The organism is Marinobacter sp. V032, assembly GCF_052645435.1.
In genome coordinates this window covers 1,802,465-1,816,128 of the sequence record NZ_JBQXYE010000001.1, presented here as the reverse complement: position 1 = coordinate 1,816,128, position 13,664 = coordinate 1,802,465, and the positions used below count along the sequence as shown (strand labels likewise).

The window sequence follows — 13,664 nt, the reverse complement described above, 5'->3', positions numbered from 1 at the left end:
TGATGGTGGAACGACTACTTGGAGCGCACGTGATCATTCAGCTCCTGAAACCCCGGTCGTTTGTCACTAGGCAAGGCCTTGCGCCCAAACTCAATCGCCATTTGCGGTGCCTGGCCGGACACCGTCGCGATAATGGCAGCCTTGGCACATGCGTAGGCCCGGAGTTCGTACTGCGCCTGATGTTCCATCGCGGTCGACGCTGGCCCAACAAAGCCGTAGGCCGCCCAGATACCCATGAAAGTACCCACCAGCGCTGCCGCCACGTGCAGGCCGATCAATTCAGGTGGCCCGCCCAGGGATCCCATGGTAATGACGATCCCCAATACAGCCGCCACAATACCCAGGCCCGGCAGGGCGTCAGAGACTTTTGACAGGGCATGGGAAGGCTCAAGCAATTCGTGCTCGCGGTTATCCAGCTCGGTGTCCATCAAGCCTTCCAGCTCATGGGGCGCCATGTTGCCGGAGCTGATAATACGCAGGTAATCAGTCACAAACGCGAGCAAATGCTCGGATTTCATCACCGCCGGATAGCGCGTAAATATCTGACTCTCACCCGGGTTATCAATATCCTCCTCAATCGCCATAACCCCCTGTTTACGGGATTTGTCAAAAACGTCATACAGCAGACTGAGAAGATCCATATAGAAGGCTTTATTGAACGGCGACCCCGTTAACAGCCGCATGACCCCACCGAAGGTTTCCTTGATGGTGTGCATTGGGTTGGAAATGATGAAGGCGCCGAGGGCCGCACCAAAAATAATCAGCATCTCCAGCGGTTGCCAGAGCGCCATGATTTCACCATGGGCCAACACATACCCGCCTAATACACAGGCAATAACAATGATCGAACCGAGGATTAATGCCATATCGGTTTAGAGCGCCCCCACCACAAGGATTCGCGGCCCCTGTAAGGTACCGTTTAAATTATTGTCTGTTTTCAGACTACTCGACAGCACAGTAAATCATAATGGCGCCTTCTGATCTGTAGCGATCTGTAGTCTTCTGTTTTGATCCGTAGCGATCAAAAGCGCCCGCTGATAACCCGATAGCTGTTTTGCAGATTTGCCGGAATCATAGCAAGTGCCGGAAACTATCGCTAAAAAATAGCCATCGCCACCCACCGTTCACAACCATTATTCTATTACTATAGTCCGTCATGTGGCTGGCAAACTCATCTGACCCGCCTTCGGGCGTTCTGTTAGACTATGCCGGCAATTTCAGCCCACATTAACACTGGCCCGCCCGGCTCCCGTGTTCTGTACAAGCAGCGCGAGAATCATCATGCACGATCTGCCACTGGTAATCGAACCAGACCAGCTTGAACCTTTACTGACCGAGCCCGACATCCTGCTTGTCGATCTTTGTCACCCCGAGCGCTATGCCAGCGGGCACATCCCCGGCGCGGTGTATGTTCACCCCCATGAAACCCAGCTTGGCCTCCCACCAGCTCCCGGTGCACTGCCCTCGTTAGCCGCACTGAAAGAGCTGACAAGCCGCCTGGGTATGACACCTGACACCCATGTGGTCGTTTACGACGACGAAGGCGGTGGCTGGGCCGGTCGCTTTATCTGGCTGCTCGACTGTATCGGCCATCAACACTACAGCTACCTCAACGGTGGCTGGCTGGCCTGGCAAGCAGAAGAGCTGGAGCTGACGACCGACGCGCCCGATCCGAAGCCTACAGACTATACGTTCGAACTCCAGAAACAGCCTGATGCGAGCCTGCAGGACATCATCTCGGGACTGGATTCCGGCACGCAGATCATCTGGGATGCGCGATCCCCGGCTGAATACCATGGCCAGCGCATTGCGGCCGCCAAATCCGGTCATATTCCCGGCGCCCGCAATCTTGAATGGACCCAGGCGATGGACCCGGCTCGCGAATTCCGGCTCCGACCCGAAGCAGAGCTCCGTTCAATGCTGCACGCCGTCGGCATTGAGCCGACCAAAACAGTGATAACCCATTGCCAGACCCATCACCGCTCCGGCCTCACGTATCTGGTCGGCAAAGTGTTGGGCTACCCCAACATCCGCGCCTACGCCGGGTCCTGGGCGGAATGGGGCAATCATCCTGACACTCCCGTGGAGAAGTAAACCTGATGCGAGACCAGCTCTTTGTAATGAGCCAGTACCTGACACCCCAACTGGGGTTGTCGCGTCTGGCCGGACGACTGGCCGATAATGATCGTATGCCTGAAATGAAAAACCGCGTCATCCGCTGGTTCATCAAGCGCTATGGCGTCGATATGAGTGAAGCCCTCAACCCCGATCCTGAGTCTTACGCCACTTTCAACGACTTTTTCACCCGCGCCCTGAAGCCGGGTGTACGGACGATTGATAGCGATGCACAGACGATGGCCAGCCCTGTCGATGGCGCTATCAGCCAACTCGGAACGATTGAGGATGGCCGGATATTCCAGGCCAAAGGACAGTCGTTCAATCTGATAGAACTGCTGGGGGGGGATAGCCAGCGCGCCAAGCCTTTCGAGAATGGCGAGTTTGCCACCATCTATCTTGCTCCAAAGGATTATCACCGCATTCACATGCCGCTGGCGGGCACCTTGCGTGAGATGGTTTACGTTCCCGGCCGCTTATTTTCGGTCAACCCTGTCACGGCAGCGAATGTCCCCAATCTGTTTGCCCGCAACGAAAGGGTGGTGACCACCTTTGATACCGAGTGGGGCCCGATGGCCATGGTGCACGTCGGCGCGATGATCGTAGGCAGCGTGGAAACCACATGGGCCGGCATTGTGGCACCCAACGGCGCTCAGGCGGGCGAGTTATCAGCTGTAGACTATTCCGGCGAAGCACCGATTGCCTTTGAGAAAGGTGACGAAATGGGTCGATTCAGGCTTGGCTCAACCGTGGTGCTACTGATGCCCAAAGGCACCATGCAATGGTCCGAACAACTGAAAGCAGAAACCGTGTTGCGAATGGGTGAGGCAATTGCCCGTAAGGGCGACTGAGGCTGAGCGCAGCAGGTTTGCAACAACCTTTCACGCCCGCTCTATTGGAAAGGCCATCACGTCACTGATGGCCTTTTTCTTGAGCCCACACATGAGCAGGCGATCCAGTCCGAGCGCGACACCGGCGCAATCCGGCAGCCCAGAGTCCAGCGCAGCCATCAGATTCTCATCAATAGGCATCTCAACCTTTCCAGCCAATCGACGCGCCCGGTTGTCAGCGACAAACCGCCGCCGCTGCTCGGCGACGTCTGTCAGTTCCCAATAGCCATTACAGAGTTCGACGCCACTCAGATATAGCTCAAAGCGATGCGCAACAGGGAATCCATCAACAATTCGGGTTCGAGCCAATGCCGCCTGACTTGCCGGATAATCATGGACAAATACCGCAGGCCGTGACCGCAAGGCAGGCTCGATACAATGGGTCATCAGAATATCGAGGCACGCATCGCGGTCCAGATCGGCCGCAAAACCGGCATCTCCTGCTGCCTCTCCCGCCAAGCGACGCAGGCTTTTCACATCCGCCAGCATTGGATCGACGTCCAGGATTTCCAGAAACAACTGACGATAGGGCACGCGCTCGGGCACGGCAATCCCAAGCCAACCTGAGACAAGCTCGCCGACCTCATCCATCAGTGCATGATCGTTAAATCCGGGGCGGTACCATTCAAGCAATGAAAATTCGGGATTGTGGCGGGGGCCACGCTCGCCATCACGAAAACCACGAAACACCTGATAAATCGCACCACTGCCACAGGCCAGCAAGCGCTTCATATGATATTCAGGGGATGTCTGGAGAAAGCACTGGCCACCGGAAAAACAAGGCGCAGGGCGGGTATCGACAGAGACACTGTCAATATGGATATCAGATACCCCGTGGCGCGCCATCACTGGCGTTTCCACCTCCAGCACATCACGGGCATCAAAGAACTGACGGACGAAGCTCAGTAGCTTCGCCCGCTCGCGCAGCGCATCCAGGGAAGCTATTGACTGCCAGCTGTCATCAGGACACATACGCGCTCCGGATCCGGATCAATCAGCTCTTCACGCGGCTGACGTATTCACCGGAACGGGTATCCACTTTCAGCATTTCGCCGATCACGATGAACAGCGGCACGCTTACCACAGCGCCAGTCGACAACGTTGCCGGCTTGGTGCCGCCCTGCGCGGTGTCGCCTTTCATACCTGGATCGGTATCCACGACTTCAAGCTCAACAAAGTTAGGCGGTGACACAGACAAAGGCGCGCCGTTATACAGGGTCACAGTGTAGACGTCCTGCTCTTTGAGCCACTTTAGTGAATCACTGACAGCCTTCTCATCGGCCGGGTACTGCTCGAACGAACCGTCCGTGACCATGAAATGCCAGAACTCGCCATCGGTATACAGATATTCCATCTCCTGCTCGACAACATCCGCGCCTTCCAGCGTTTCACCGGACTTGAATGTGCGATCCCACACCCGGTTGTTGTTCAGGTTACGCAACCGCACCCGGTTAAATGCCTGACCTTTGCCGGGCTTTACAAACTCGTTCTCGAGAATGGTACAAGGATCGCCGTCGAGCAAAACCTTAAGACCGCTGCGGAATTCATTGGTAGAATACGAAGCCATGAAAATCTCACCTGAAATATCGCTGTTAGAAAATCAAAGGGGCTCATGATACAGCGAACCGCTGCTTCTGTAGAAGCCCGTCACGCCCCAGATTCCGGTTTAACCTGGCAGCAGGCTCTGGCCACGGCCATTAATCGCCCGGAAACACTGCTCGCGGAACTCGGCTTGAGCCCGTCATTACTGACCGGCGCTCAGGATGGCCATCGCCTGTTCAATATTCGGGTACCCCGGCCTTATCTGGACAGAATCACCCCTGGCGATCCCAACGACCCTCTCCTGCGACAGGTATTGCCGCTGGATCAGGAGTCCGAAACACCTGCCGGCTATATCACCGACCCGCTGCAGGAAGCGAATCACACGCCCCAACAGGGATTGATACGCAAATACCGGAGCCGCGCTTTGCTGATGGTCACCGGCACCTGCGCAATAAACTGCCGCTATTGTTTCCGTCGACACTTTCCCTACGGGGAACACCGGATGTCGCCTGACGGGCGAGAGCAGGCACTGGACACGCTGCGCAACAGCCCGGAAATCAACGAAGTGATCTTTAGTGGCGGCGACCCGCTGGCAGTCAATGATCAACTGCTGGCCCAATGGGTGTCAGCAATCGAGGCCATTCCGCATATCCGACGCCTTCGAATACACTCCCGCTTACCCGTGGTTATTCCCCAGCGTGTGGATGACCAATTGATCACTTGGCTTGGCGGCAGTCGTCTGCAGAAGGTAGTGGTTTTACACATCAACCACGCCCGGGAAATCGATGATGCCGTCAAACAGGCTGCACAGAGGTTACAGACTGCCGGCGCCACCCTGCTGAATCAGAGTGTTATCCTGCGCGGCGTAAACGATTCTGCCGGTACACTGGCCGAGCTGAGCGAAGCACTTTTTGATGCCGGCATACTCCCGTATTACCTCCACGCTTTCGATCCCGTTGCCGGCGCAGCCCATTTTGACGTACCTGACGATGAAGCCCGAGCCATTGTGGCGGAACTGACGGCACAACTTCCCGGCTTTCTGGTGCCGAAACTGGTTCGGGAAATCCCCGGAAAGCCCAGCAAGACGCCACTGAATTTTTGAAGCGCACTGACCTGCCCTTGCGTCAGCTGCGCGCCACAGAGTAAAAAAGAGCAGAAAACTGCCAAGCACACCAAAAATTTCGTAATTTTTTGTTAAACAATGTCAAGTCAGCAGATTCTGGCTTTCTGAAATGCCTTTGCTATTTTAAAGTCAGTAGGTGGGTATTCATAACGACATGTAATTCCGGTCTTTTCTTTTCGCGTTAACAGCCACCGGTAAACCGCGCGATCAGGGCAACATATTACAAAAGCAAACATCTGCCCAAGCCAGGGAGCCGTAAGAAAGGTATGACACTGAAACCTGATCTGACACTACCGGAACAGAAGATCGCCAGCCTTTCCTTCTGCGACGCGACACCGAAAGCCTTTGCAAAATGGATTGGCGCACTGCCGATCGCAAATATTGGCGAGACCTCCCGACGCCTTTATCACGCCATTATTGAGCTGAATCAACTGATGATTGCGCCACAGCAGCGACTGGCGCTGCTGGAACTGGTTCGGCCTCGCATTACCTTCGTTTGCCGCGAGCTCTCCCGTCACTACCTCGGACTCGCAATCGCTCTGCCCGAAAAGCAGCGCAAAATCGCCAACCTGTCCCAGGCCCTGCAACTGCACTTGGCAAATGGATATAAAACCAGTCTGATCGAATTGCTTGATGCCGGCTCCATCGACAAAAACCGGAAATCGATTGCGATGGCCAGCCATCGCGTGATCAGTGATCTCGGCCAGACCATCTTGCGAGCTCAGCAACTCTACTGCCCAAGCCCCTCCAAAAGCTGGCTCGAGTGTCACCGGGTTTACCGCTTTGCCACGAGAAACAAGCTCGCCGATATTGCGATTGAAGACGAAGACCTGATGCACCGCAAAGCCAGTACCATCAGCGACGCCTACAAGCGCATCGTGCTGCTGGGCTGCTGTCGCCCCAATCAGCTGCGCCAGAACGAACTGGTGAACGCTTACGAGCTGTTTGAAAACTGGACAGATCGCGTGGATTGCAGCGTCGAGAGTCTGGGCAGCGCCTTGTTCGTCATCAACCTGGAACGCGATGCCGCCCCCATCTATCGCAGCCTGCTACAAGACGATGCCGGCGGCGACTGCATCGGATTTGACACCGTCGCGCTCTCAACCGAAATTGCCGAGCATCTGCATGCCAAACAGAACCGTCACGGTGGTAACAGCGATTTTGAAGTACCGCTCAATGTTTCCGACAACCTGCTCACCCACCTGAGCCAGGCACTTGGCATCCTTACCAAGCGCAATTTCAAACGCATTCACAGCCAGGGCGCGCTGCAGGTCTGTGTCGGTCTGTCAGCAGCGCACTATTACATTGCGGGCGAGAAAACCTTCAAGCAGTTTGTGGCCAGTGGCGAGACAAAGCCAACAGAAGATGACGAAGAAGAGAACCAGTTTCTCAGCCGCGCACGTCGCCGAAACGATGCCTGGGCAAACGCCCCCGATGCCACCCCGATTGACGACGTACTCTCGACTTCGGCCGACACACCCATTACCTTCCGCGGCGCGGGCGGTTCGGTGGAAACCGAGGGGCACCGGGTCACTCAGCACAAGATTTACCGCACGCCTCTGGTTAACACCAGCCCTGGCGGTTATTGCGTCAGCTGGGAAAGCGAGATGCCACCATCGCTGCAAACCGGCGAAGTGCTCGCAGTTCGTGAGCAGGATTCGCACCCCTGGAGTGTCGCGGTAGTGCGCTGGATTCGCCAGCTTCGGTCTCAGGGCACCCAGATCGGTATCGAATTACTGGCTCCCAACGCATCACCCTGTGGCGTACGACTGATCCAAAAAGTCGGCAACAGCAGTGAGTACCTCCGCGGGCTCCTGCTACCGGAAGTCAGCGCTATCGACCAACCACCGACATTGATTACGCCTCGCCTTCCCTTCCAGCAGGGTAGCCGCATCATGCTGCTGCAGAGCGGCCGGGAAGATAGCGGTCAATTATCCAAGCGAACAGCTGCAACCGGCAGCATTAGCCAGTTCGAACTACGCCTTCAGAACCGCAGCACCACACCGGACATTGATCCCACCAATCGCAGTGGTAATACGACCGAAGACGAGTTCGACTCTCTTTGGCCATCCCTGTAAGATTTTTAGGCTAGGCTAAGGAGTGTTCTGTTCGCAAAAACACGAGCAGAACACTTACTTACGTCCTGAAGTCACCAAGTGAAACACTACGCAACACTGATTTCAGGCATACTACGACCAAGTCCATAAGAATTTAATCACCCGCGTGCCGCTGACAACGACCGGCAACGGGTCTGCGCGAGATGGTTTACGAATGCAGAAGAAGAATACGACTGTTCATCTGCTGATCCTTGATCCTTCCCAAAATGATGCTGAAGTTCTGGTCAGCCTGCTCCGAAACTCAGGCAGGGCGGCCCGCGCCCATCGCGTCACGTCCGAGGAAGATCTCGAAGAAGCTCTGCGAACCAGTAACTGGGATCTGATGCTGGCCCGGGATATCGAGCAGGATGTGTCACCAGACTCTGCCCTGAATCTGATCAAGCGGCTCGACAAGGACATTCCCGTCATACTGCTGACACCTGATTTTGATCGCGAGCGCACCGTCGCTGTCATGAAGATGGGCGCCAAAGCGACTGTACCGGCGGATTACTCCGATCTGATCATGCTGACGGTTAACCGCGAATTGGCAAGCCTGAGCGAACGCCATCAACGCCGCACGCTTGAATCCCACCTGCGGGAATCCGAACAGCGCTGCCAGCTTCTACTTGAAAGTTCGAAAGATGCCATCGCCTATATCAATGACGGCATGCATATCTATGCCAACCAGTCCTATATGGACTTCTTCGGCTATGACGACATTGATGAGCTGATGTGCATTCCGTTGCTGGACACACTGAACTCCGGCAGCCACAGCGCCTACAAGGAGTTCATGAAGGCGTTTGCCGAGCACAAAGAGGACGGCATGTCGCTCAAGTGCACGGCGAAACGCAGCGATGACACCGAGTTGGACATCATCATCAAGGTCTCCGCTGCAACCTATGACGGCGAGCCCTGCACTCAAGTCGTTGTGCTGCCGGAGCAAAACAACGCCGAACTGGAAGAAAAACTCAAACAAATCAGCAGCCAGGACCTCCTGACCGGCCTTTATAACCGTCAGCATCTGATGGACGTGCTAGGCAAGGTTATTGTAACGGCCGGTGAGAACAACCAGACCGGCGGACTCGCCTACATTGCGCTGGATGACTTTATGCAGGTCAAAAGCCAGCTCGGCATTGCCGGGGCGGATCTGCTGCTGGGCGACATTGCCAACATCCTGCGTGACAAGGTCGGCGATGATATGACGCTTGCGCGCCTCAGCGATGATGCATTCGGGCTGCTGTCCCTGCCCTGCCAGGAAACCAAGCTGGCTGAAATCAGTGAATCAGTCCGCAAAGCGGTTGAAGATCATCTGTTTGAAATCTCCGGCAAGACAATCCAGCTCACCGTCAGTATCGGCATTGCTGCCATCACAGAGAATTCCCCCAAGGCAGCCGATCTTCTCGGTCGTGCCCATACCGCGTCGTCCGAAGTATGCAAAATGGAAGGCCACGAAAAAGGCAACGGCGTTCTGGTCTATAACCCTGCCGCATACGAAGCGCTCGATGAAAGCAATTCAATCGAGGCGATCCAGAAGGCACTCGACGAAGACCGCTTCCGTCTTCTGTACCAACCCATTATCAACCTGCGTGGTGAGGGTGAAGAGCATTACGAAGCATTCGTCAGGATGCTCAACAAGGACAACGAGGAAGTGTCTCCGTACGACTTCCTGCCACCTGCAGGCCCCAGTGATACCGCGATCAAAATTGATCGCTGGGTGGTGCTTAAAACTATCAAGCACCTGGCCAGCCATCGGGCAAAAGGCCACGACACCCGTCTGTTCCTCAACGTCACCGGCGAAACCATTCAGGACAAGACTTTCAGCGCCTGGCTGAGTGTCGCCCTCAAGGCAGCGAGACTGCCCGGCGATGCACTGGTCTTCCAGCTTCGTGAGGGTGATACCAACAACTACATGAAGCAGGCAAAGGAGTTCGCCAAGTCATTACACGAACTGCACTGCAAAGTATCAATATCCCAGTTTGGCTGTGCCCTGAACCCGTTCAACACACTCAAGCACGTTGATGTGGACTACGTGAAAATCGACGGATCCTTTACTGAAGAGATTCAGAAGAGTGAAGAAGTCAAAGATGAAATCAAGGAGATGGTCAAATCGCTGCAGAGTTCTGGCAAGCTCACGATCATCCCGCTGGTTGAAAACGCGGCCGTTCTGGCCACCTTATGGCAGGCTGGCGTGAACTATATTCAGGGTTACTACCTGCAAGCGCCGGTTCCTGAGATGGACTACGACTTTGGCGATCAATAAGTAGACCTGATGCTTCAACGTTAAGTGGCTGACCGGAACAACCCGGTCAGCCACTTTCATGTCGTCCACACCGCTTTAGCTTTTCAGAGCCTGTCCGGTTTCACTTTCGCGGAAACCAATCAGATACAGAATCGCATCGAGACCCAACGTCGAAATCGAGTGGCGTGCGGATTCCTTCACGAGCGGTTTCGCCCGGAAGGCGATTCCCAGACCGGCCTGACTCAGCATCGGCAAATCGTTGGCTCCATCACCCACTGCGATAACCTGCTCAGGCGATACGCCTTCCTTTTCTGCAATTTCCCGCAGCAATTCCGCCTTGCGCCGACCATCAACAATAGTTCCGGACACGCGACCGGTCACCTTGCCGTCTTCAATTTCCAGATGGTTGGCATAGACATAGTCAATGCCCAGCTTCGCCTGCAGGTGTTGTGCGAAGTAGGTGAAGCCACCTGACAAAATCGCCGTGCGGTACCCCAGAGCTTTAAGGCTTCGAATCAGGTGTTCGGCCCCCTCTGTCAGCTTGAGGCGGGCGGCAATCGCTACCAACACACTCTCATCAAGCCCTTTTAAAAGTGCCAGACGCTCGGCAAAGCTCGCACTGAAATCAAGCTCGCCCTGCATGGCACGCTCGGTGATCTCTGCAACCTGAGGACCGACGCCTGCTTCCAGCGCCAACTCGTCGATGACTTCAGCCTCAATGAGCGTTGAGTCCATATCAAACACAACCAGACGGCGGTTGCGCCGGAATATCGTGTCTTCCTGGAAGGCGATATCGACATTCATCTCGCCGGCAATCCGCAGAAAATCCGAACGCAGAGACTCCAGGTTACCCGGCGTACCACGTACCGAAAACTCCACACAGGCAATGCGATTATCCGCCGGATTCAGGGAGGGCCGCGCAGACAAGCGGCTGATATTGTCGATATTCAGGCCGTGCTCAACGGTGATGGCCGATACCCGGGCGATCTGCTCAGCTTTGATATCCCGGGACAGCAACGTCACGATGTAACATGCACGGTTGCGCCCTGCAGCCCACTGCAGATACTCGTCTTCGCTAACCGGAGCGAAATGCACCTGCAGATCCAGTGAATGCAGACGAAACAGCAGATCACGAATCACCTGCGGTGCATCTTTTTCGTTCGGGATTTCGACCAGAATGCCCCAGGTCAGATGGTCGTGGATAACAGCCTGCCCGATATCCAGAATACGGACATCGTATTGACCCATAATGCCCGTGATTTCAGACGTCAGACCCGGCTTGTCCCTGCCCGATACGTTGATCAGTACAAGCTCACTCACTGTCGTTGTTTCCTTCTTCTGAGGTCACAAGGTCGGCTGCAGCGGCCACCACTTCGAGCGAGTCAACGCGCTGCAAGCCTCGAGGCAACTTGTGCCCCCGACGACCGCGCTCACCCAGATAATGCTCAAGATCGCTGAACTGGAGTGACATCTTGCGTTTGCCCGCCTGAATCACAAGCTGGTCCACCGGACGGAACACGGCAAACGCCACGACAAACTCCTCACGGGACTGGACTCGTGCGGAAGGAATACTGATGATCTTGTTACCCTTGCCTTTGGCCAATTCGGGCAACTCTGCCAGCGGGAAGACCAGCATGCGGCCCTCATTGGTGATCGCTACAAGGTACTGGTCTTCACCTGCACTCACCGGCATCGGCGGCATGATTCGCGCGCCCTTGGGCACTGACACCACCGCTTTGCCATTCCGGTTCTTACTGATCATGCTTTCCAGCGTGGACACAAAGCCGTAACCGCCATCTGTAACCAGCAATACCTGTTGTGCCGGCTCTCCCATCAAAACACCTGAAAAAGTGGCGCCGGGCGGCGGATTAATGCGACCTGACAAGGGCTCACCCTGTCCGCGAGCGGAGGGCAGGCTGTGGGCCATCAAAGAGTAGGCCCGACCGGTGGAGTCGAGGAAAATCGCCTGCTGGTTATTGCGCCCTTTTGCCTGAAGCGCGTAGCGATCACCGGATTTGTAACTCAGACCGGCAGGATCAATATCGTGCCCCTTGGCCGCTCGCACCCAGGCCTTCTCGGAAAGGACGACGGTCACCGGATCGTTGGAGACAAGATCAATTTCACTGAACGCACGAGCCTCACCACGCTCAACCAGCGGCGAACGGCGGTCATCACCAAAGGTCTCTGCGTCCGCAAGCAATTCAGTCTTGATCAGTTTCCGCAACTTCGATTCAGAACCGAGCGTGCCTTGCAGATAATCACGCTCAATCGCCAACTCGTCCTGCTCTCCCCTGATCTTCATTTCCTCGAGCTTGGCCAGGTGGCGCAATTTAAGCTCGAGAATCGCTTCAGCCTGATCTTCCGACAGTCCAAAACGGCGAATCAACTCGGCCTTGGGCTTGTCCTCATAGCGGATAATTTCGATCACTTCGTCGATATTCAGGTAGGCGATCAACAGACCTTCCAGAATATGCAAACGCGCCAGTACCTTATCCAGACGGAATTGCAGTCGACGACGAACGGTCGTTGTGCGGTAGCTCAGCCACTCTGCAAGCATGGTGCGCAGGTCTTTCACCTGCGGACGGCCGTCTATACCGATCATGTTGAGGTTGACCCGGTAACTCTTCTCGAGATCGGTGCTGGCAAACAGGTGCGCCATCAGGCCTTCAAAATCGACCCGACTGGAACGCGGCACGATCACCAGCCGTGTCGGGTTTTCGTGATCGGATTCATCTCGCAGATCTGCCACCATCGGCAGTTTTTTGGCCTGCATCTGATGGGCTATCTGCTCAAGCACACGGGCGCCGGAAACCTGATGCGGCAGCTCATTGACAATAATTTCGCCGTTTTCCTTGATCCAGCGCGCCCGCATCCGCAGCGAACCGCGGCCGGTCTTGTACATCTGGAGCAGGTCTTTGCGCGGCGTGATGATTTCAGCGTAGGTTGGAAAATCCGGTCCCTTTACGTGCTCGCACAATTGCTCAACCGTCGCTTCCGGCTCATCCAGCAGCCGCACGCAGGCAGCGGTGACTTCACGCACGTTGTGGGGCGGGATATCGGTGGCCATGCCCACGGCGATACCCGTGGTGCCGTTGAGCAGCACATGGGGTAGCCGTGCAGGCAGAGTTGAGGGCTCGTCCATCGTACCATCGAAATTGGGCACCCAATCGACTGTGCCCTGCCCCAACTCACTCAGCAGGGCCTCGGCAAACGGCGCAAGACGAGACTCGGTGTAACGCATCGCAGCGAAAGACTTGGGATCATCAGGCGAGCCCCAGTTACCCTGCCCATCCACCAGTGGATAGCGATACGAGAACGGCTGGGCCATCAGCACCATTGCCTCATAGCAAGCGCTGTCACCATGGGGGTGGAACTTACCCAGCACGTCACCGACCGTACGTGCAGATTTTTTGTATTTGGCTGTCGCCTTCAGACCCAGCTCGGACATCGCATAAATAATCCGCCGCTGAACCGGCTTCAGACCATCGCCGACATGGGGCAACGCCCGGTCGAGAATGACGTACATGGAATAATCGAGATACGCCTTCTCGGTATAATCCCGTAATGAAACGCGCTCAAAACCTTCGTCGGTCGTCTGAAACTCTGGCATAGAAGCCTCTTTGCTGCCCGGTTGTCTTTCAAATTCGGCCTGTGCGCCG

General features: G+C 55.7%; 10 protein-coding genes. 5 read left to right on the top strand and 5 right to left on the bottom strand.

What is annotated here, in order from left to right:
• Positions 1–14: 14 nt before the first annotated feature.
• Positions 15–866, bottom strand: a complete 852-nt coding sequence (gene motA / locus ACUN9X_RS08340) for a flagellar motor stator protein MotA (protein WP_260035956.1) — start codon at positions 864–866, stop codon at positions 15–17.
• Positions 867–1,281: 415 nt separating this feature from the next.
• On the opposite strand from motA, the gene ACUN9X_RS08335 reads away from it, so the two are divergent.
• Complete coding sequence (locus ACUN9X_RS08335; RefSeq protein WP_445472760.1) at positions 1,282–2,094, top strand: sulfurtransferase; 813 nt, start codon at positions 1,282–1,284, stop codon at positions 2,092–2,094.
• Positions 2,095–2,099: 5 nt separating this feature from the next.
• Complete coding sequence (gene asd, locus ACUN9X_RS08330) at positions 2,100–2,966, top strand: archaetidylserine decarboxylase (RefSeq protein WP_445472759.1); 867 nt, start codon at positions 2,100–2,102, stop codon at positions 2,964–2,966.
• Between the two features lie 30 nt (positions 2,967–2,996).
• Here asd and epmA read toward each other — a convergent pair whose 3' ends face one another.
• Together epmA and efp are read right to left on the bottom strand one after the other, a co-directional pair.
• Complete coding sequence (gene epmA, locus ACUN9X_RS08325) at positions 2,997–3,977, bottom strand: EF-P lysine aminoacylase EpmA (RefSeq protein WP_445472758.1); 981 nt, start codon at positions 3,975–3,977, stop codon at positions 2,997–2,999.
• A gap of 22 nt (positions 3,978–3,999) precedes the next feature.
• On the bottom strand, positions 4,000–4,572 hold the full coding sequence (gene efp / locus ACUN9X_RS08320; protein ID WP_260035961.1) for an elongation factor P: 573 nt from the start codon (positions 4,570–4,572) through the stop codon (positions 4,000–4,002).
• Positions 4,573–4,617: 45 nt separating this feature from the next.
• Here efp and epmB point away from each other — a divergent pair, with 45 nt between their 5' ends.
• The 3 genes from epmB (at position 4,618) to ACUN9X_RS08305 (ending at position 10,026) form a co-directional block, all read left to right on the top strand.
• Positions 4,618–5,649 (top strand): EF-P beta-lysylation protein EpmB, encoded by a 1,032-nt coding sequence (gene epmB / locus ACUN9X_RS08315; protein ID WP_445472757.1) that lies wholly within the window; start codon positions 4,618–4,620, stop codon positions 5,647–5,649.
• Positions 5,650–5,936: 287 nt separating this feature from the next.
• Positions 5,937–7,748, top strand: coding sequence for a GTPase (locus tag ACUN9X_RS08310; protein ID WP_445472756.1), 1,812 nt, complete (start codon positions 5,937–5,939; stop codon positions 7,746–7,748).
• A 193-nt stretch (positions 7,749–7,941) separates the two neighbouring features.
• On the top strand, positions 7,942–10,026 hold the full coding sequence (locus tag ACUN9X_RS08305) for an EAL domain-containing response regulator (protein ID WP_260035965.1): 2,085 nt from the start codon (positions 7,942–7,944) through the stop codon (positions 10,024–10,026).
• Between the two features lie 75 nt (positions 10,027–10,101).
• Here the strand turns inward: ACUN9X_RS08305 and serB are convergent, their stop codons facing one another.
• Both serB and parC read right to left on the bottom strand, forming a co-directional pair.
• Positions 10,102–11,325 (bottom strand): phosphoserine phosphatase SerB, encoded by a 1,224-nt coding sequence (serB, locus tag ACUN9X_RS08300; RefSeq protein ID WP_445472755.1) that lies wholly within the window; start codon positions 11,323–11,325, stop codon positions 10,102–10,104.
• Positions 11,318–13,615 (bottom strand): DNA topoisomerase IV subunit A, encoded by a 2,298-nt coding sequence (parC, locus tag ACUN9X_RS08295; RefSeq protein ID WP_445472754.1) that lies wholly within the window; start codon positions 13,613–13,615, stop codon positions 11,318–11,320. Before parC ends, serB begins: the two co-directional genes overlap by 8 nt.
• Positions 13,616–13,664 lie beyond the last annotated feature (49 nt).